This window comes from Flavisolibacter nicotianae, assembly GCF_003628535.1.
GTDB classification, from domain to species: domain Bacteria; phylum Bacteroidota; class Bacteroidia; order Chitinophagales; family Chitinophagaceae; genus Flavisolibacter; species Flavisolibacter nicotianae.
In genome coordinates this window covers 32,812-51,878 of record NZ_RBCI01000003.1, presented here as the reverse complement: position 1 = coordinate 51,878, position 19,067 = coordinate 32,812, and the positions used below count along the sequence as shown (strand labels likewise).

Below are 19,067 nucleotides of genomic sequence, written 5' to 3'. Positions count from 1 at the left end.
GATGGCAAAACCAAACAATCCGATGAAACACCTCGCTTTTTTTGTGCTGTTGATTGTGGCAGGCAGAACCGGCCTTGCGCAGCAACTGAACACATCCAGCTTTTCGGAACTGACACCGGTGCTGCACAACCCGGCAACAACCGGAAGCAGCCGGCATGCCTTCCTGGGAAGCAGCTTTAAAACGCAATGGAGCAGCATGCCGGGAAAACCGCAAACTGCCCTGCTCTACGGACAGGCTTTTCTAGCCTCGGTTAAGCTTGGGCTCGGCGGCTACCTATACCGCGACGTCACTGGTCCCACGGCACGAACCGGATTGCAAATGGCCTATGCTTATCATATTCCCTTCAATGAAGGACAATCATTGTCATTTGGCCTGGAAGCCCGCCTGCAACAACTTTCTTTCGACAGGGAAAAACTACAGGCCGAACTGGGGGGTGCCGACCCGGTGGCAATGGGTCTTCGCAACCGCCTGAAGGCTGATGCCGGCTTTGGGATTGCCTACACGTCTCCAACACTGCAGGCTGGCGCTTCGGTGAGCCAACTGGTGCAAACGAAATATCAGTTGTACGAACTGATTGGCAATACGGCCGAGCAAAGCAAATTGTATCGCCACTGGTACCTGCACGGGGCTTATACCTTCCGTTCGGACGATGCAACGAAGATTATTCCCAACCTGCTGTTGATCTATCTACCAAACGCACCTCTGGAAGCGCAAACCAGTGTAAAAGTGGAGCACAACAACCTATTTTTTTATAGCCTGGGCTGGAGGAGAAACCAGGGCTGGATGCTTTCAGCCGGCGTCAAGCCAACCGAAAAACTGACAATCGGCTATGCGTTCGACTTCTACTCCTCTCCCGTCAGTCTTTATGAAAGTGGGTCGAGCGGACATGAACTCATGCTACAATATCAATTCTGATAAGGGTCCCTGACAGAAAGGTTATTGATTTCGAAGTTGCACCGCTCGATAAACTGGGAAACAATTGTTTCCAGGCTGGAAAACTCGGCCGGCTTGGTTACCAGGAGCGCCTGGTAGCTTTCTGCAAAAATCCTGTCCGACGAACTGCTGGACGTGCTGAAAAGCACCACGGGCAGACGATGCAGTACTGCGTGGCCGCGAATTGCCTGCAGGGCCTCTTTTCCATTCATTACCGGCATGTTGATATCCAAAATAACCAGGCAGGGAAGCATATTTTCAACAGCCATAGTTTCCAGAAGGGCGATGGCCATCTTCCCGTCGGCTGCATGCATCACCTCGATATGGTCGTGTTGTTGAAACGCTTGTTTCAGAATGAACAGATCATCCAGGTCGTCTTCGGCGTAGAGAATGGTGTTTTTGCGTTGGGTCATTCGTTCGGTCTCCGAAAGTAAAAATAATGAAAATGGCAAGGCGGCAAACACCGCGAAAATATGCAACCAGCCAATTGCCGGGAGCGGCAAATTCTGTTTTTCCAGTCTTAACCTGGAAATTCACCCCCACGATTTGCAGGATTCCTCCTTAAAAACCGGTTTGCAGGGGAACGGCTCCGCCGCCTAAAAAATCTTTCGCACTGCTTTGGCCCACATAACTGTTTGCCGGCGGGTAACAAAGCGCCAAAAACCGGCGTATAGCGAAAGGTTCATAAAAACAACATAATGTGGCACCTGCAACAATTGCGGTAGCCGGTGTTTTCGCAGCGCCATTCCGGCAAGCGCTGCCAGGTAAAACATGATTTGAACAGCCAAAACCAGGTCGAAGAAAGTGGAGGAATTTGTTAGTGCCAGCCAGGCATTTGCGAGAAAAAACAACGGCAAGCAAAGCGGGCAGAAAACCCAGCGAAAGACACGGTGAGACAGGTATTGAAAAGCAAGCCGGAAATTCAGGAAGGGATTTAGCAATCCTTTCAACATCAGCAAAGCTTGGAAACAACCGGCACTGATCCGGGTTTTCCGCTTGCGTTCTTCCGCAAACGAAAGAGACGAGGTTTCGGTTGCAAAGGCACCTTCCTCGTACACGAAACGGTAGCCCTGCAGGCAAACCCGTGCTGAGAGCACAAAATCATCCAGGATCACATGTTCGCTGACAGGCTGAAACAGGGACGTACGAATAGAAAACAATTCGCCTGCAGCACCCACAACCGAATAAAACCCCGACTCCGCTTTTTTCAACAGTGATTCGTAACACCAGTACAACCGCTCACCTGTTCCCACGGCAGAATGCTCCCTGTCGAAGATGCGCTTTTCACCGGCCACCCCGCCAATGCACTGGTCGGCATAGTGCGGCATCATTTTCAACAGGCAGTCGGGATGCAGCAGGGTGTTGGCATCGGTAAAAACAACGATCGGCGTGCCTACACGCAACATCGCCCGGTTGATGGCTGCCGTTTTCCCACGCCGTTCTTCACCGGCTAGGAGCGAAACCTGCGGGTATTGGCGAATGATGGCGTTGGTTCCATCGTCGGGACCATCGGTGACAAACAGGAAAAAAAGCCTGTCTTCCGGGTAATGAAGCGAGAGGGAATTTTGAATTTTCTTTTCGATCACGGCCGCTTCACGAAAAGCCGGCACAACCAGGGTAAGGGGCGGAAGCTCGGGATGTGTTTTTGTGCCTTTTCGTTTTACAAATGCCGTCAGTACCAAAAGCAAAAGCCCGTAGCCAAGGTACGTGTAAAATAAAACGGCAAATGATATCCAGAAAACGACCTGCATGAATCCCCTCTTCAAAGGGCAATATAAAAGAACTCTTTGTCTTGCTGCTGATGTTTATCGCAAAAGGCAAAAGCCATCCGCCCCCCAAAGTCATAGCCGGTGTTATAAGCCTTTTTACCTGTCCTCTCCTAAAACAGACAGATTCCGAATAGCCTTTGCTGTTCAAACTTCCTTAACAAGTGGATCGCTATATTTGCCCTTCTTAAAATTTTGATGTGAAGCTACGTTCTGCCTTTTTGCTGATTTTTTTGGTGATCGTCATTGACCAGGCACTGAAAATCTGGATAAAAACTTCGTTTCCCTACGGGCATGTTTTGAACATGGGTGGGCAAAAATGGGCGCAGCTGTATTTTATTGAAAACCCCGGCATGGCCTGGGGAATGGAACTGGGCGGCAACTGGGGCAAGCTGATTTTAACGTTGTTTCGGCTGGTAGCTGTGACCTTTGGTAGCTGGTACCTGGTAAAGATTGTACGGGAGAAACACACAACCGGCTTTATCGTTTGTGCTTCGCTGATCTATGCCGGCGCTTTGGGCAACCTGATCGACAGCATGTTTTACGGCCTGGTCTTCGAAGAAAGCACGTATATGCACGTAGCCCGCATGTTTCCACCTGGTGGTGGCTACGGTGGCTTCCTTCACGGAAAAGTCGTGGACATGCTCTACTTCCCGATGGTGCATTCGAACTTCCCTTCGTGGATTCCTTTTTTGGGTGGAAAAGAGTTTGAGTTCTTCTCTCCCATTTTCAATATCGCCGATGCGTCGATCTCGGTTGGCGTATTAACACTGCTGGCTTTCCAAAAACGCTTCCTCCACAGAACCCACGAAATGGAAGCGGCTTCCGCCAACGCCAACCTGTCGGCAGAAGAAGCCAAACACATGATCTGATCACTCGTAGTTGGCAAACCAGGCCTCGTCCCACGTCACCGGAAGTTCGGCCAGTAACGGCCGTTGTGGCCGTGCGGCAGCAACGGCAAGGCTGGCAATCTGTTTGCCTTCTTTTTTCGGATCAGGGTTTTTGGCTCCTCCTTTTAATGGATAAAATCCGGAGTTAAAGTTTCGTGTCGAGTTTGTTTTCATGCCGTTTTGATGGCACCGGCGCCGTCTTATTTACCAACAGATCGTTAAACCCTGAAAAATTGGATGCCCGGCGCTGTTCCGCCACGCCGCTAATTAATTTGTAGTAGCGCTCATCAATAGCTTTCTTTTTTTCTACCGGTGAATTACATTAGCAGCCTCAATCACCTCTCTATGAAAAGAAAACTTCTGCTTCTGCTTGCAATCGGCTGTTTTTGCCAGTTCTCTTTTGCACAAAACTGTGACCCCTGGATCGCGCAGGCCTATAACCAGCTTTACGGCCGCAAACCCACAAGCCAGGAATGCAATATCAAAAACTATAACAACGGCTCCTGGAACAATTACTGCGAACTCGTTGGCTATATAGCGGGCTACAACCGCTACAAGCAGGGCAATTTCCTGAAAGGCGATCCCTGGATTTTCCAGGTGTACTGTGAGCTGTATAACCGGACGCCCAATGCATGGGAACTCAACACGCTGAATTACAATAACGGTTCCTGGAACAATTACGGTGAATTAAAAAAATACGTGCAGCAATACCAGACGGCCTTAAGTCAAAACAACATCTTTCCAAAAATCGGTGAACTAAAAGGCAAAACGGCGGTTGTCTTTGTAGATAAGAACAACAACGTTTTGGCTGTGGACCTTATATCGAAAGATGGCGGCCAGGTCATTGCTGCCGGTGGTGACAATGTAATTTCTGCGGGTGGCGACAATGTAATTGCCCCAGGTGGCGGCAACGTAATCGCTCCCGGCGGCGGCAACCTGACGATAACACAGAACATGCCGGGCCTCAGCTTTGGCAGCGATCGCACCATCCAGTCGGTTGGCACGAAAGTGATCAGCACGGCCGGTAAAACCAAACTGGTGATCCGGTAAACTCGATAAAGAGCGTTTGCGTTCAAACCCCTCCCTGCATGGCGAGGGGTTAATTTTTTCCCGTGTTTTCAAAGACAAAAAAGCGTTATAAAAGCCCTGCAGCAACAGCTCTTGGGGCTTTATTTGCTATATTCGTAACGAATGGAGACCCTTGCGCAGTTGCCGAAATACACGCTGAATGAAGAGCAGGAAAAAAAGCTGATTCTGCGGGAATACCGTGCCCTTTTACGTTCGTTGCGAGCCCGCATCAAGCCGGGCGACCGGCGGCTGATCCGCCAGGCTTTCGAAATGGCGGCAGATGCCCACAAAACCATGCGCCGGAAAAGCGGCGAACCCTATATCCTGCATCCCCTGGCTGTTGCCCGCATCTGCGTGGAAGAAATTGGCCTGGGTGTTCGCTCCACTATTTGTTCCCTTCTGCACGACACTGTTGAAGATACCGACATTACGCTTGATGATGTTCAACGCGAATTCGGCAGCGAGATCGCTAAAATCGTGGACGGCCTTACCAAGATCTCGAATATCGTCGACGTCAATGCTTCGCAACAGGCAGAGAATTTTCGCAAAATCCTCCTGACGCTGACCGATGATCCGCGGGTCATCCTGATCAAACTGGCGGACCGGCTGCACAACATGCGGACGCTGGACAGCATGAAGCTGGAAAAGCAATTGAAGATTGCATCGGAAACAATTTATGTGTATTCGCCGCTGGCACACCGGATGGGACTATACAACATCAAGACCGAATTGGAAGACCTGTCGATGAAATATCTTGAGCAGCAGACCTACAAGGAAATCGCCAAAAAACTGGCGGAGACCAAGCGGGAGCGCACCAAATTCATCAACGAGTTTATCAAACCCTTGAAGGAAAAGCTCGAAAAAGCCGGCTTTGACTTTGAAATTTACGGCCGTCCCAAAAGCATCCACTCCATCTGGAACAAGATGAAGAAAAAAGGAGTCAGCTTCGAAGAAGTATACGACCTTTTTGCCATCCGGATCATTGTCAATTCTCCCGCTGATAAAGAAAAAGAAGATTGCTGGAAAGTGTATTCGATGATCACCGACGAATACACCCCGTCGCCGGAACGCCTCCGCGACTGGCTCAGCAACCCGAAAAGCAACGGCTACGAAGCCCTGCACACCACCGTCATGGGCCCACAGGGCAAATGGGTGGAAGTGCAGATCCGCACCAAGCGGATGAACGAGATCGCCGAAAAAGGATTGGCCGCTCACTACAAATACAAGGAAGGCGCCCAGGATGAAAGCCGCTTCGACAAATGGTTTGGCCAGATCCGCGAAGTGATCACCAACCAGGATGTGGACTCGGTGGACTTTCTGCAGGATTTTAAACGCAGTTTTCTCGCCGAGGAAATTTATATCTACACACCCAAAGGTGATGTCAAAATGCTGCCGGTCGGTGCCTCGGCACTTGATTTTGCGTTTGCCGTTCACTCCGAAGTGGGTGTCAAATGCATTGGTGCGAAAGTGAATCACAAGCTGGTGCCCATCTCGCACAAACTGCGCAGCGGCGACCAGGTAGAGATCATTACGTCCAACAAGCAAAAGCCGTCGGAAGACTGGCTGAACATCGTGGTCACGGCAAAGGCCCGCACCCGCATTAAAGATGCCCTGAAGGAAGAGAAAAAAGCAGTTGCCGAAGAAGGCAAATATACCCTTCAGCGCAAGCTGGAAGGCATGGGCGCTTCCATGAACCAGCACAACGTCGACGAACTGGTGACCTATTACAAACTGGCTTCACCACTTGACCTTTACTACGCCTTGTCGGTGAAGTCCATGGACCTGAAAGAACTAAAAGAGTTCAAGGTAATTGGTGACAGGATTGAAGCGCCAAAGCCGCTGAAGGTGATGGAACCCAAACCGGAGTACCAGCCCATGATCCCCAAAAAGGACACGGAGCTGATCATCTTTGGCGAAAGCAGCGACAAGATTGTGTACAACCTTGCCAATTGTTGCAAACCAATCCCGGGAGATGATGTATTTGGATTTGTCACCACCGGGAAAGGATTAACGATTCACCGTACCAACTGCCCCAATGCAGCCAAGCTAATGGCCAACTACGGTCACCGCATCGTAAAGACAAAATGGGCCAAGAACAAAGAGATTTCCTTTCTTACAGGCTTACGCATCATTGGCATGGACGACGTGGGAATTGTGAACAAGATTACGAATATCATCAGCGGCGAAATGCGGATCAACATTTCGGCCATAACCATCGAATCGAAAGATGGTCTTTTTGAAGGAACCATCAGGCTCTTTGTTCACGACAAAGAAGAACTGGAAGAACTGGTTACCCGTTTAAAAGAACTAAAAGGCATCCATTCCGTCGAGCGGTTTGAAACGGAAGCAGCGTAGAAAATTCAAACCTGAAACCTGAAACTAAAAAAGGAGTCTTGCGGTGCAGGACTCCTTTTTTAGTTTTGAATTTCGACGTGTCAATACCCGTACTTATCCACCAGATAAACCAGTGCGGCCATGTTGACAGCACCCAGCAACAGCTCCCGCTTGTTCACATTTTCAAACACATCATTCCGGGCATGGTGAATATCGAAATAACGCTGCGGATCGGGAGCCAAACCCGCCAGCGGTGTGGCCTGCGTGCGGGCCAACGGACCAATATCGGACCCGCCGCCACCGCGGTTGATTTCCGATGCGCCATACGGCGCCAGCAATGCTTTCCACGACGAGGCCTTGGCAAATTGCTGGTCGTTGCCGGAGATACCAAAACCTCTTGGCGTAAAACCGCCTTCATCGCTCTCCAGTGCAAAAATGTGCTTCTCTCCTTTTGCTTTGGCCTCCTCTGCGTACTTGTTGCCGCCACGGGTTCCGTTTTCTTCGTTGGCGAAAAGAACAAAACGAATGGTCCGCTTGGGACGGTAACCCAGGGCCTTTAAGGTGCGCAACACTTCAATGGTTTGCACACAACCGGCGCCGTCATCATGCGCCCCTTCTGCCGGGTCCCAGCTATCGAGATGGCCGCCGATGGTAATGTATTCATTGGGAAACTCCGTGCCTTTTAACTCACCAATTACATTATGCCCAAGAGTGTCCGGCAAAAACTTTCCATGCGTATGAAGCATAACAGAAACCGGCTGTGCCTTCAGGGCATTGCTCAGCCAATCCGCATCCTGCAAGCCAATGGCTACCGCAGGTATTTTCGCAAACGAGTCGTTGTAGCTGGTAGCACCCGTATGCGGGTTGTTATCCGTGCTGCTGCTCAGGCTCCGGACAATGACAGCCGCCGCTCCATATTTAGCAGCACGGCTGGGGCCCTGCCCCCGGTACATACCGGCATCACGGTAAGCCATAAATGTGTGAACATAGGTATTGTTGAACGGGTAATTGTAAAACACGATCTTGTCCTTCACCTGGTTCTTTTTCGCTTCGAGGTCGGCAAAATCTTTCACCTCGATCACGTCACCTTTCAGCGGCTTGTTGCTGCCCATGGAGTTTCCCAGCGCCAGCACATCGAGGCTTTTCTTTTTTGCTGCCTTGCTGCCATTTACAGGATACGAAGCCATCGCTTCATCTTTTCCGCCCCGCACCCAATGCGGCACCAGGCACTCCTGCAGCCAGAACTTGTCGGCACCGGCGCCCTGCATGGTCTTCAGTCCCCAGGCTTCGGCCTTGTACATCCCGGCAGAGCCGGACAAACGGGCACCCACAGTTTTTGTCAGCGTCCGCAGGTCTTCATAGGCTTTGCCGTTCACCAAAATCTGGTCGGCAATTCGGCGGATAAAAAGCGAATCTTCGGATTGTGAAAATGCGGAAAGCGATATGCCAACCGCAAGAAAAGAAAGCAACCTTTTTTTCATAGGGTGCAATAATAAAGAAACTTGCCGCTCCCTGAAGGGAATTGTTGCAGTAAAGTGAAAAGATGAAAACTGCCAGCCGCCGTGTCTTTCATTTCCGGGAGCGGCAAAACCGGTATCAACCAATTACCTACCTTAGTTGTTTGAAAATACTTGTATGAGGATCGGCATTGTTTGTTACCCCACCTTTGGCGGAAGCGGCGTATTGGCAACAGAACTGGGAAAAGCATTGGCACAGAAAGGCCACCAGGTGCATTTTATTACCTACCAGCAACCGGTACGGTTGAACCATTTTATACCGAACCTGTATTACCACGAGGTGCAGGTGCCCACCTATCCGCTTTTTGATTATCCACCCTACGAAACGGCTCTTTCCAGTACGCTGGTGGATGTCATCAAAAACAATAACCTGCAATTGCTCCATGTTCACTATGCCATTCCGCATGCATCGGCTGCCTACATGGCCAAAAAGATCCTGGAAGCCGAAGGACGGCATATTCCGGTGATCACGACGCTTCATGGAACGGATATCACGCTGGTAGGCCGGGACAAAACCTATGCGCCTGTCGTGGCATTCTCGATCAACCAAAGCGATGCAATAACGGCGGTTTCGAACAACCTGCGCGACGAAACCTACAAATTCTTCAAGATTGAAAAGTCCATCGAAGTCATTCACAACTTTGTCGACGTAGAGCGTTTCAACCGTAAGGGCATCGATGCTTTCCGGAAAGTGATTGCACCGGAAGGCGAACGGGTTTTACTGCATGCTTCCAACTTCCGGAAAATAAAACGGGTGGAGGACGTGGTCAAGATCTTCAACAACGTTCGCAAACAGGTGCCGAGCAAATTACTGTTTGTGGGCGATGGGCCGGAAAGGGTAACGGCCGAACAACTCTGCCGCGAACTGAAAGTTTGCGACGATGTCCGTTTTGTTGGGAAACAGGAGCAGATGGAAGATATCCTGGCCATTGCCGACCTGTTCCTGCTCACTTCCGAATACGAAAGCTTTGGACTGGCCGCACTGGAAGCAATGGCAGCCGGCGTGCCTGTGATCTCTACCAATGCCGGTGGACTCCCGGAAATCATGGTGCATGGGAAAGTGGGCTACATGGGCGATGTGGGTGATGTGGAAACCATGAGCCGTTACGCCATTGACATTCTCGAAAACGAAGAGCGGCTAAAAGAATTCAAGGCCGCCGCCGCCGCACATGCCTATGTCTTCGACATCAAAAACATAGTTCCCCTTTACGAAAAATTATACGAAGAAGTGCTTCGTGGCGAACTGGTGCAGTAACGTGAAATAATAAACGTGAGACGTGAAACCGCACCGTCTGCAGTTTAAGCCTGCACGGCTGCCTTTCGTTCGTTTTTATCGAATAGAAAATGGAAAAAGGGGTGAAAATTCCAACGAACGTTCACCCCTTCTCACGTCTAACGTTTGACGTTTTACATCCTTATCGCAACCACGGCCGGGGATTGACGTTCTTTTCCCCCACCATCAACATGAAATCGACCTGACCGCCAGTGCCGTCATCGGCTGTAGCTGCACGACCGATAGCCTGGCCTGTGCGCACCGCATCGCCCCTGTTAACGGAGGCCGATGAAAGATTGCTGTAAACCGTAAAGTAGCGGCCGTGACGGATCATCACCATCATGCCCTCGCCGGTGTTGGAAACAGCGCTCACCTCTCCGTCAAATACGGCCTTTACCGGCACACCTGCCGATTGCGTGGAAATGGTCAGTCCCGGGTTGTCCATCATCAGCCCGCCAATATTGCTTACGCCAAACGGTATGCTCACATAGCCATTGTCCACCGGCCAGGGCAGGCCGCCATGATTGCGTTCAAACGAATTGGCAAGCTTCAGTTCACCTTCATTCAACGGGATGGGCTCACGCCGTGCCGTTGTTGTTTTGGCTTTTGGCGTTACTGCCGCTGTCGATGTCTCGGTTGTCGTTGTCGATGTTTTAGGCTTGTTGGCCTCTGCCGCCTTTAATGCCGCAATGCGCTTGCGTTCTTCCTCTCTTGCTTTTTCAATCTCGCGGCGAATTGCTGCGGCAATCTGGTTGCGCAACTGCTGGTCACGTTTTTTCTTAATGGAAATTTGTTTTGCCAGGTCGTTGGCTTGCGACTTCAGCTTTTGCACCACTTCGTCTTTTTCCTTTTTCTGCCCTTCCAGTTCGTTCAACTGCTCTTTCTGGTTGAGCAGTGCAGAGTGCTTTTGATTCGTTTTGCCGAGGAGTTGCTGCTTGCGTTGCTCAATCAACGACTGGGTTTCTTTGATGGTCTTTACTTTCGATTCGTTATAGGCCTGGTACGATTTCAGGTAAGCCACGCGGCGCAGGGCATCATTGAAACTGCCAGCCGAAAAAATAAAGTTCAGGTAATCGTAGGTGCTGTTGTTTTTATAGGCATAGACCACGCTGCGGGCATATTCTTCCTTCAGCGTATCCAACTGGCGTTGCAGGCGGGTAAGTTCCACATTGCTCACGTAAATGTCGTCATTCAGCAATTTGATCTCACTGTTGATGTTGCTGATGTAGCGGTTCTGCACCTGCATCTTGTTTTGCAGGATGTTCAACTGGCCGATCGTTGCTTTCTGCTGGCCTTTCACTTTGCTGTAGTTCGCCTGAATCTCACGCAATTCCTGCTGCAGTTGCTGCCGTTCGCGCTGCATTTTTTCCTTTTCGCTTTGGGCCAGGCAAACCTGTACGGCCAAAACACAGGTCAAAAGAAAAAAGAGTTTTTTCATCCGAATAGATTTTACAGTGATGTTTCGGTTTTCCGCGTTGGCGGAAAGGTAGAAACGCAAGAGTTCAAAATAAATTTTAATTCCGCTTATAATTTTTCGGCACAGAAAACGGGAATTCCACCGGCTCGTTAAAATTATAATTCTTGAAATCCAGCTTGATTTCGAGGCGACCTTTCTCCGATACAACGATTTGGCGCTTGGTGGAAAACAGCGGCCCCTTGTTGGTTTCAAAGTCGCTGTACGACAAATCGGCCGTGCGGCTACGCAACGGGTCGGTGTCATCGAGCTTGCTGTGGACAAGGCTTTTATCAGCCTCGTTCAGCGTGACCAGGTTTTTAAAATATTCGCCAAGACTCAAAAGATTGATCACCCCGTTGCCGGTAGAATACCGGATGATGTTGGGATCCAAAAACACGGGATTCCCGATGATCATGTCCTGCAGCGTGAAAAGGTTTAGCGGCAGCGAGGTCATTTCCCGCATGTAGCCGATACTCCTCGCCGTGTATAGTTTTTCCAGCTTGTTCAGCAGTTTTACCGAATCCCTAGTGATCAGGAGGCGCATGGCCTCGATGCCGAGGATGGCATTTACCGATATCCAGATGGCGCTGTCCTTGTACATTTTCACGTTGGCGTTCAGATCATATCCCTTGCCATCGGTGCCTTTGTAACCCACACCGACTTTGGCGCTGAACGTCCGGAAGCTGATGTGATTTTTCTCCACCTGCTGCAGCGCTGTTTGGATCAACTGTTGCGTATCGGCCCCCACCTTTACCGGCACCACAATATTGACGGTCGTGTCTTTTTCTTTTTTCGAAACGGCCTTGCTGATGGTTTTTGTAGAACGGCAAGAGGCGAGCACGGCGATGAGAACAAGGAGTACGAAAAATCTTTTCATGTTTATTGTTTTCCTGTTGAACCAAATCCTCCGCTGCTGCGAACGGTTTCTTCCAAATGCTCCACCGGCAGCCATACCCCTTTCTCCACTTGCTGGATAACCAGCTGGGCAATCCGGTCGCCGGGTTGTATGACTTGCTCTTCTGCTGAAAGATTGATTAAAATGACCTTAATTTCTCCGCGGTAATCGCTGTCAACGGTGCCGGGTGTGTTCAGGCAGGTCAACCCCTGCCGGATGGCAAGGCCGCTGCGGGGACGCACCTGTGCTTCGTAGCCCTGCGGCAGTTCAATGAACAAACCGGTTGGCACCAGACAACGTTCAAGCGACTTCAGGTGCAGGGCGGAAGGCAAATTAGCCCGCAGGTCCATGCCCGAGGAACCTTCGGTACTATAGTGCGGCAGTGAGTAGGGAGATTGGTTAACGATTTTGATCTGCAGGGGCATCGTTCAAAGATAAAGGCTCAGGAAATTGGAGTTGTTAAATCCTTTGCAATAAAACACTGGCATAGGCCACCAGGCCTTCTTCGCGACCCACAAAGCCCATGCGTTCGGTTGTTGTTGCCTTGATGGAAACGTCCCGTGTGGTAAGGCCGCAAATGGTGGCTATCGCCTCCTGCATCTGCGGTACGTAGGACTTGATCTTTGGCTTTTCGAGACAGAGCGTGCTGTCAATGTTGACAAGGGAGTAGCCTTCCTTTCCAATCAGGTTAACGGTTTGCTTCAGGAGGATCTTGCTGTCGATGTTTTTGTACTGCGAATCCGTGTCGGGAAAATGGGTACCGATGTCGCCGAGACAGGCTGCGCCTAGCATGGCATCGCAGATGGCATGCAGCAGCACGTCGGCATCGCTGTGACCAACAGCGCCTTTGCTGTGTTCGATCTTAACGCCGCCCAGCCACAACTCTCTGCCTTCTGCCAGTTGATGAAAATCGACTCCCTGCCCGATACGAAAACTCATGAAAAAAATTTGGGCAAATATAGTTTAGTCTATCCGCCTCAGTTTCATTCATAATAATATACCCGCTTCACTCTTTGCGAAACGGCCGTCATAATTTCGTACGGAATGGTACCTGCCCATGCCGCCACGTCCTGTACAGGCAGCTCCTTGCCAAAAAGAATCACATCGTCGCCTTCTTTCACACCCTCAATATCTGTTACGTCAAGCATCGTCATGTCCATGCAAATGGTGCCGATGACAGGGGCCAGCCGGCCCCGCACCCACATCTTTCCCGACCCGTTGCTGAAGCGCCGCGAATAGCCATCGGCATAGCCGATGCGAACCGTGGCGATCAGCGACCGGCGGTGCACAACGCCCTTGCGGTTGTAGCTGACAGATTCACCGGCCTCCACTTCCTTGATCTGCGCAATGGTGGACCGCAGCGTGGCTACTGGTTCCAGCGAAAGTTTCGCCTCCGCATCGGGCTCGATGCCATAGAGGCCAATGCCCAGGCGCACCATGTCCATCTGGAGATGCGGATGCCGTACAATAGCCGCCGAGTTGGCAATGTGTCGCAAAAAGGGGTAGCTGAGGGTCTTTTCCATTACTGCCGCAGCCTCCCGGAACCGGCTGGCCTGCTGCTGGGTGAATGCATCCTGCCCTGCCTCCTCGCTGGCGGCCAGGTGACTAAAAAGCGATTGCATGCGAAGTGTGCTGCTTGCGGCAAGATAGCCTGCCACTTCGCCGATTTTATCCGGCGGAAACCCCAGGCGGTTCATGCCGGTTTCCACTTCGATGTGAACGGGATACTGGGTCAGGCCCTGTGTCTTCACGAATTCTTCAAAATCGCGGAGCAGCGGCAGGGAGTACAAAACGGGTTGCAGGCTGTGCTCGACAATCGCCCCGTACGAGGCCGGTTCCGGGTTCATTACCATGATAGGCAGCGTGATGCCGGCCTTCACCAGCTCAATGCCTTCATCGGCGTAGGCCACGCCAAGAAAGGCGGTGTTGTGAAATTGCAAAACAGAAGCGATCTCCGCGCCGCCGCTGCCATAGGAAAACGCCTTCACCATTGCCATGATCCGGGTAGACGGCTGCAGGATTTCCTGGTAGGCTCGCAGGTTGTGTGCAAGGGCGGTCAGGTTGATCTGCAGCACGGTGCCGTGGAGCTTTTGTTCAAACAGCGCGGCAATGGCTTCAAAGCCGAAACGGCGGGCTCCTTTCAGCAAAATGATTTCACCTGCAAACTGCGAGCTGCGAAATTGCTTTACGAATTCTTCGGTGGAAGAAAACCGCTGTACAGCAACGGAAGGAAGCCAGCTTTCCAGTACGGGTCCTGCCTGGCCTCCAATGGCAATGACCTTCCGGATGCCGTATGTCTTCAGCAGTTGCGCTATCTCTTTGTACAGGCTTGTCTCGGCCTTGCCTGTTTCAACAAAATCAGAAAGAATAACGGTCCTGCTTCTGCCGGAACTCTGCTGATCCAGGAAATGGAGCGCAATCTTTAGCGATGTCAGGTCGGCGCTATAGCTATCGTTGATGAGGAGACAATTGTTGATGGCGTGGTGCAGTTGCAGGCGCATGTCAACCGGGTGCAGGTTCAAAAACCGGGGCACAAAATCGTCCGGATCTAACGCCATTGCCAGCAGCACACACAAGCAGGTGATCGCATTTTGTACGGCCGCTTCATCCGAGAAGGGAATATCGAGGCTGATCGCTTTCTCCCGGTGCACCGCACGAATGGTGGTACGGCCTCCTGTTGTCCGGACCGAGGAAATTCGAAGATCGGCCTCCTCGTCCATGCTCCAGGTCAATGTTGGCTGATCGAGACGGGCCAGGAGTTTTTTAGGTCCCACCACCAATTTGCACGGCCTGAACAGCGCCAGCTTTTCTCTTAATTTTTCCTCGCGGGATGTAAAGCCTTCGCTGTGCGCTTCTCCCAGGTTGGTGATCACACCGATGGTCGGCTGAATGATCCGCTCGAGTTTTTCCATTTCACCGCGATGGGAAATGCCCGCTTCAAAAATCCCAAGGGTATGCCCGGCGTTGATCTCCCACACGCTTAACGGAACACCGATCTGCGAGTTGAAGCTTTTGGGACTGCGCACAATGGAGTAGTCATTTTCCAGGAGCTGGTTCAGCCATTCCTTCACGATCGTTTTGCCGTTGCTGCCAGTAATGCCGATCACGGGCAGGTGAAAACGGGAACGGTGATGGGCGGCCAGGGTTTGCAGGGCACCTAGCGTGTCGGCCACTTCCAGTATCACTGCCTCGTCCAGTATCACCTTCTCGCTCACCACAAAGGCACGAACGCCTTTTTGATAGGCTTCGGCAATGTACCGGTGTCCATCGTTGTGCGGGGTTTTAATCGCAAAAAAAAGGGAATTGCCCGGCTGCTGGATTTTGCGGCTGTCGTAGAGCAAATGTGCAATCTCCCTTTCGCCACCGGCTATTGACCGGGCGCCGACAATCCGGCCTATTTCTGCTGTTGAATACACGTTGTACTGTTTAAAACAAGTCGTTTTCTTTTTTCTTGCGGCGGGATACCTGAAGGGAATACAACATCGAGCCACCCAGGCAAATCACGATCACCAGCAACGAAATCAGCACGAGCTCATTCTTGGAGAAAAAATGGTGCAGCCAGTCTTCGGCCAGCATTTTGGCACCAATGAAAATAAGGACAATGGCAATGCCCTGTTGCAGGTATTCGAAGCGGGCCACGGCGCCGCGCAAAAGGAAAAAGAGCGACCGTAAACCCAGTACGGCAAAGATGTTTGAGGTATAGATCACCAGGCGGTCCTGGCTGATGGCAAACACCGCCGGTATGCTGTCCAGCGCAAAGACAATGTCGGTGGTGGCCAGCAGCACGATCACCACGAACATGTTGGTAAAATATCGTTTCCCGTCCCGCTTTACACTGATCTTCCCGCTGGCGTCGGTATGAAGAATGGGCACAAGACGGTTGAGCAGGCGGTAAACGGGATTGCTTCCCGGGTCGAATTCACTCTCCCCTTTTGCCGTAAAAATCTTGATTCCGGTATAAACCAGGAAGGCGCCGAAGATGTAAAGGATCCAGTAAAAGCGATCGACCAACACCACACCGACGGTGATAAAGATGACGCGGAACACGATCGCCATCAGGATCCCCACCAGCAGGGCACGGGCAACATGATCGGAACGGATTTTAAAATAGGTGAAGATGAGAATAAAGACAAAGATATTGTCGATGCTCAGGCTCCATTCCATGAGGTAAGCGCTGACGTATTCCAGCGCCGTGACGCTGCTCTGCCGCCACCATAAAAAAGCGCCGAAGGCAAACGCCAGCAGCACCCAAAAAAAGGTTTGTCCAAAAGCTTTCTTAATGCTGATCTCTGCGGACCGTTTACTCAACAACCCGAGATCCACCACAACTGCCATGAGCAACACCAATCCAAACACCAAATACGTTAGCTGGTCCGACGTCATACTATCCGAGCTGATTTAAGGCGTAAAGATAAAGAACTCTGCCCGGCCGGATGGTCAGGAAGCAAAGCGGTGACGGCGAAGGCGCTGGTAAACAACACCGGCCAGGATCACCAGCACGATCGGTAAAACAATGGTGAGAAAACGCCATTTTCCCGCTTCCGTTTCCACTTTTTTCGGATCCAGTGCCCGCAGCACCACTTCCTTGTTTCGCGTTTGGATAATGGCGGAATTGCTGGTCAGGTATTCCAGACAATTGAGAAAAAAGTTGCGGTTGGCAAACTGGTATTCGTATTGCGAACCGACAGTAAACAGGTTCATGCCCATCGCCAGTGGCCCCTGCTGCGTAGAGACATCGTTCAGCACCATGTCGCCATCGGCAACGACGATCATTTTGGTCGGTGACACGCCGGCTTCTTTAAAGCCGCCGCTGGCCTGCAGGCTGTCACGCTGCGCCTGCCCCAGGCGGTTTTTGTAGAGCGAGGAAAATGTCCCTTCCAGGAGCACGGCGACCGGTATCCCGTTTTTCCGGAAAAGGGCATCTTCCGGCGTGTTGCGGTTTTCATTGGGACTGATGAGGGCCGGCGTGCTGATGGTACGGGAGTTGGCCGAGCTTTGCAGCAAATAGGTCTTGCGGATTCCTTCTGCCTCTACCGTATCGATCGAATTCACAAAACGGCCGGCCACAAGCCCCAGGTTTTTGTTAATGAGATGATTGCTTCTCGACTCGAAAAGCGGGTAATAGTTCCAGTGCAGGAATTCGTACTGCGGGTTGGACGGCGTGCCGCCCACTGCAAAGGGCAGGAAATCGCACTGCAGGTCCATCACGAGGTCGGGGTTGATCCGGACGCCATAATTGAAAAGCAGGTCGCCGATGTTCAGGTTGCGGTCATAAGCGATCAGTTCCGAGCGGAAACGCAGGCTATCGGGTTCGGCATGCAGGTTGTCGACAAAGCAGAGAACCTTGCCCCCGTTCATCAGGTACTGGTCAATTTTCAACTTTTCGTTTTCAGTAAATCCGGACGCCGGCTTTACCACCAACAAAACATCTGCCTCTTTCGGGATGTAGGCCATCGCATTTACATCAAACGGCTTCATGATGTAATCGGCCGCCACGGCCTGGCGGAGATCATAAATTTCATTTCCTACAGGCTCGCCGTTGCCCACGGCGTAAGCAATGACCTTTGGCTGCGGGTGAATGACCCGGTCGAGGCTTTTGGCAAACTGGTATTCCATCATCGCCTCGGCGTTGTTCAGTTCCTCTGCCGAAATATTGCGCTTGCTGCTTGGAAACAGGTTCACCACTTCGGTGCGGCCGCCTGCCTGGAGCAGCCCATAGGGAAAGATATTTTTATTTTCCTGCCCGGCTTTTACCTGCACCGTCAGGTTGATGGGCTCGATGCCCATGGCCCGCAAAGAGTCGCCCCAGGTTTTGCCACCGCCGGCTTCTTCTTCGGGTGAAACAAAACGGTAGTTGATTCGGCCGGGAGCCGTTTCCTTCAACACCCGTAAAAACTCCTGTGTCGACGCACTCAGCTTGCGGAACCCGGACGGAAAGTCCCCCTTCAAAAAAATCGTGATGTCCGCGTTGTTTTGCAGGCTGCGGGCCAGATCTTTTGTGGGCTGTGTCAGGGAATAGCGCTTTTCCGCGGTCAGGTCGGCCCGTGCATGCAGTGCCGCCGCCACCGCATTCACACCAAGGACGCCCAGCAACAAAATCGCCCATTTCACCGAGGTTTGGCGGCTTTTCTGCATCCCTGCCTTCGCAGACAAACGGGTAGTTGTGATGAAAAGAAAAAACAGGATGACCGATACAAAATACACCAGGTCTCTCGTGTCGATGACTCCTTTGCTGATGTTCTGGTAGTGAAAGTCGATCCCGAACATTTCAATGTAATAGTCGGCCCCGTTTTGAAAAAGCGCCAGCTCGCTGATGGCGCGGAAGCCATAATAAAACAACACCGAAGCAATCAGGGTAATAATGAACGAAACCACGGCGTTGGTGGTAAAACTGCTGACGCAAACGCCGATTGCCGTAAAGACACCCGTCAGCAAGGCCAGTCCAAGATAGGAGCCGGCGGCGGCCCCGGCATCGATTCCTGACGCTGACGCCAGGCTGTTGATGGTGAAGTAATAGACCAGCGTGGGAAGCAGGGCAATGAGTGCCACTGCTAAAGCGCCGAAAAATTTACCGGCCACAATCTCGCCGTTGCGTACCGGCCTCGTTTGCAAAATCTCGAAGGTGCCGCTCCGGAACTCTTCGGAAAAACTGCGCATCGTAATGGCCGCCACGAGAAAGAGCAGTATCCATGGCGCAAAGGAAAAAAACTGGTCCAGCGTTGCATAGCCGGATTCGAGGATATTGTTGCGCAGCACGAACAGCACAAGGCCGTTCACCAGCAAAAACACGACGATGGCAATGTATCCTGTCAGGGAGCTGAAAAACTGGCGAAGTTCCTTTTTACAAATAGGCCACATGGATAAAATGCAATTCTGTTTAAAAACAATGTGCTAGATAAAAAGGCAAAACTCAAAAGCAAAAAGCGGTTACACC

At 51.5% G+C, this 19,067-nt stretch carries 16 protein-coding genes; 5 read left to right on the top strand and 11 right to left on the bottom strand.

The window, feature by feature from the left end:
• Positions 1-22 precede the first annotated feature (22 nt).
• The gene (locus D6024_RS08605) at positions 23-916 is read left to right on the top strand and encodes a PorP/SprF family type IX secretion system membrane protein (RefSeq protein ID WP_162944641.1); all 894 of its coding nucleotides are present in this window, start codon (positions 23-25) and stop codon (positions 914-916) included.
• On the opposite strand, the gene D6024_RS08600 is transcribed toward D6024_RS08605, so the two are convergent.
• The gene (locus D6024_RS08600) at positions 907-1,347 is read right to left on the bottom strand and encodes a response regulator (RefSeq protein ID WP_162944640.1); all 441 of its coding nucleotides are present in this window, start codon (positions 1,345-1,347) and stop codon (positions 907-909) included. The two genes, D6024_RS08605 and D6024_RS08600, sit on opposite strands and share 10 nt — an antisense overlap.
• Positions 1,348-1,530: 183 nt before the next feature.
• Complete coding sequence (locus D6024_RS08595; protein ID WP_121354214.1) at positions 1,531-2,685, bottom strand: glycosyltransferase family 2 protein; 1,155 nt, start codon at positions 2,683-2,685, stop codon at positions 1,531-1,533.
• Between the two features lie 215 nt (positions 2,686-2,900).
• Here D6024_RS08595 and D6024_RS08590 point away from each other — a divergent pair, with 215 nt between their 5' ends.
• Positions 2,901-3,572, top strand: coding sequence for a lipoprotein signal peptidase (locus D6024_RS08590; RefSeq protein ID WP_121354213.1), 672 nt, complete (start codon positions 2,901-2,903; stop codon positions 3,570-3,572).
• Here the strand turns inward: D6024_RS08590 and D6024_RS08585 are convergent, their stop codons facing one another.
• Complete coding sequence (locus D6024_RS08585) at positions 3,573-3,764, bottom strand: hypothetical protein (protein WP_121354212.1); 192 nt, start codon at positions 3,762-3,764, stop codon at positions 3,573-3,575.
• 171 nt (positions 3,765-3,935) lie between these two features.
• Here D6024_RS08585 and D6024_RS08580 point away from each other — a divergent pair, with 171 nt between their 5' ends.
• Positions 3,936-4,640: a hypothetical protein gene (locus tag D6024_RS08580; RefSeq protein WP_121354211.1), complete on the top strand. Its 705-nt coding sequence runs from the start codon at positions 3,936-3,938 to the stop codon at positions 4,638-4,640.
• A gap of 141 nt (positions 4,641-4,781) precedes the next feature.
• On the top strand, positions 4,782-7,013 hold the full coding sequence (locus D6024_RS08575; RefSeq protein ID WP_121354210.1) for a RelA/SpoT family protein: 2,232 nt from the start codon (positions 4,782-4,784) through the stop codon (positions 7,011-7,013).
• A gap of 80 nt (positions 7,014-7,093) precedes the next feature.
• On the opposite strand, the gene D6024_RS08570 is transcribed toward D6024_RS08575, so the two are convergent.
• Positions 7,094-8,473, bottom strand: a complete 1,380-nt coding sequence (locus D6024_RS08570; protein WP_121354765.1) for a M20/M25/M40 family metallo-hydrolase — start codon at positions 8,471-8,473, stop codon at positions 7,094-7,096.
• A 154-nt stretch (positions 8,474-8,627) separates the two neighbouring features.
• Between D6024_RS08570 and bshA the strand changes: the two genes are divergently transcribed.
• A complete protein-coding gene (bshA, locus tag D6024_RS08565; protein ID WP_121354209.1) occupies positions 8,628-9,764 on the top strand; it encodes an N-acetyl-alpha-D-glucosaminyl L-malate synthase BshA in 1,137 nt (378 codons plus the stop codon).
• Between the two features lie 160 nt (positions 9,765-9,924).
• Here the strand turns inward: bshA and D6024_RS08560 are convergent, their stop codons facing one another.
• The 7 genes from D6024_RS08560 to gldG form a co-directional block, all read right to left on the bottom strand.
• On the bottom strand, positions 9,925-11,220 hold the full coding sequence (locus D6024_RS08560) for a murein hydrolase activator EnvC family protein (RefSeq protein WP_162944639.1): 1,296 nt from the start codon (positions 11,218-11,220) through the stop codon (positions 9,925-9,927).
• 76 nt (positions 11,221-11,296) lie between these two features.
• The gene (locus D6024_RS08555) at positions 11,297-12,115 is read right to left on the bottom strand and encodes a DUF4292 domain-containing protein (RefSeq protein WP_162944638.1); all 819 of its coding nucleotides are present in this window, start codon (positions 12,113-12,115) and stop codon (positions 11,297-11,299) included.
• 2 nt (positions 12,116-12,117) lie between these two features.
• Positions 12,118-12,558 carry a dUTP diphosphatase gene (gene dut / locus D6024_RS08550; RefSeq protein ID WP_205573253.1) on the bottom strand — a complete coding sequence of 147 codons (441 nt, stop codon included), beginning with the start codon at positions 12,556-12,558 and terminating at the stop codon, positions 12,118-12,120.
• A gap of 34 nt (positions 12,559-12,592) precedes the next feature.
• Positions 12,593-13,072, bottom strand: coding sequence for a 2-C-methyl-D-erythritol 2,4-cyclodiphosphate synthase (gene ispF, locus D6024_RS08545; RefSeq protein WP_121354206.1), 480 nt, complete (start codon positions 13,070-13,072; stop codon positions 12,593-12,595).
• Positions 13,073-13,116: 44 nt separating this feature from the next.
• Entirely contained in the window at positions 13,117-15,549 is a 2,433-nt protein-coding gene (locus D6024_RS08540; RefSeq protein WP_162944637.1) for a bifunctional UDP-N-acetylmuramoyl-tripeptide:D-alanyl-D-alanine ligase/alanine racemase, read from the bottom strand.
• A 10-nt stretch (positions 15,550-15,559) separates the two neighbouring features.
• The gene (locus tag D6024_RS08535; RefSeq protein WP_121354204.1) at positions 15,560-16,516 is read right to left on the bottom strand and encodes a TerC/Alx family metal homeostasis membrane protein; all 957 of its coding nucleotides are present in this window, start codon (positions 16,514-16,516) and stop codon (positions 15,560-15,562) included.
• A 54-nt stretch (positions 16,517-16,570) separates the two neighbouring features.
• Positions 16,571-18,991, bottom strand: a complete 2,421-nt coding sequence (gene gldG / locus D6024_RS08530) for a gliding motility-associated ABC transporter substrate-binding protein GldG (protein WP_121354203.1) — start codon at positions 18,989-18,991, stop codon at positions 16,571-16,573.
• Between the last annotated feature and the right edge of the window lie 76 nt (positions 18,992-19,067).

Excerpts from the sequence above, each read along its gene's own strand:
- D6024_RS08595 (WP_121354214.1), bottom strand. The coding sequence starts at position 2,685 with ATGCAGGTCGTTTTCTGGATATCATTTGCCGTTTTATTTTACACGTAC.
- D6024_RS08555 (WP_162944638.1), bottom strand. The coding sequence starts at position 12,115 with ATGAAAAGATTTTTCGTACTCCTTGTTCTCATCGCCGTGCTCGCCTCT.
- bshA (WP_121354209.1), top strand. The coding sequence starts at position 8,628 with ATGAGGATCGGCATTGTTTGTTACCCCACCTTTGGCGGAAGCGGCGTA.
- D6024_RS08600 (WP_162944640.1), bottom strand. The coding sequence starts at position 1,347 with ATGACCCAACGCAAAAACACCATTCTCTACGCCGAAGACGACCTGGAT.
- dut (WP_205573253.1), bottom strand. The coding sequence starts at position 12,558 with ATGCCCCTGCAGATCAAAATCGTTAACCAATCTCCCTACTCACTGCCG.
- D6024_RS08605 (WP_162944641.1), top strand. The coding sequence starts at position 23 with ATGAAACACCTCGCTTTTTTTGTGCTGTTGATTGTGGCAGGCAGAACC.
- D6024_RS08580 (WP_121354211.1), top strand. The coding sequence starts at position 3,936 with ATGAAAAGAAAACTTCTGCTTCTGCTTGCAATCGGCTGTTTTTGCCAG.
- D6024_RS08535 (WP_121354204.1), bottom strand. The coding sequence starts at position 16,516 with ATGACGTCGGACCAGCTAACGTATTTGGTGTTTGGATTGGTGTTGCTC.
- gldG (WP_121354203.1), bottom strand. The coding sequence starts at position 18,991 with ATGTGGCCTATTTGTAAAAAGGAACTTCGCCAGTTTTTCAGCTCCCTG.
- D6024_RS08575 (WP_121354210.1), top strand. The coding sequence starts at position 4,782 with ATGGAGACCCTTGCGCAGTTGCCGAAATACACGCTGAATGAAGAGCAG.
- D6024_RS08585 (WP_121354212.1), bottom strand. The coding sequence starts at position 3,764 with ATGAAAACAAACTCGACACGAAACTTTAACTCCGGATTTTATCCATTA.
- D6024_RS08560 (WP_162944639.1), bottom strand. The coding sequence starts at position 11,220 with ATGAAAAAACTCTTTTTTCTTTTGACCTGTGTTTTGGCCGTACAGGTT.
- D6024_RS08570 (WP_121354765.1), bottom strand. The coding sequence starts at position 8,473 with ATGAAAAAAAGGTTGCTTTCTTTTCTTGCGGTTGGCATATCGCTTTCC.
- ispF (WP_121354206.1), bottom strand. The coding sequence starts at position 13,072 with ATGAGTTTTCGTATCGGGCAGGGAGTCGATTTTCATCAACTGGCAGAA.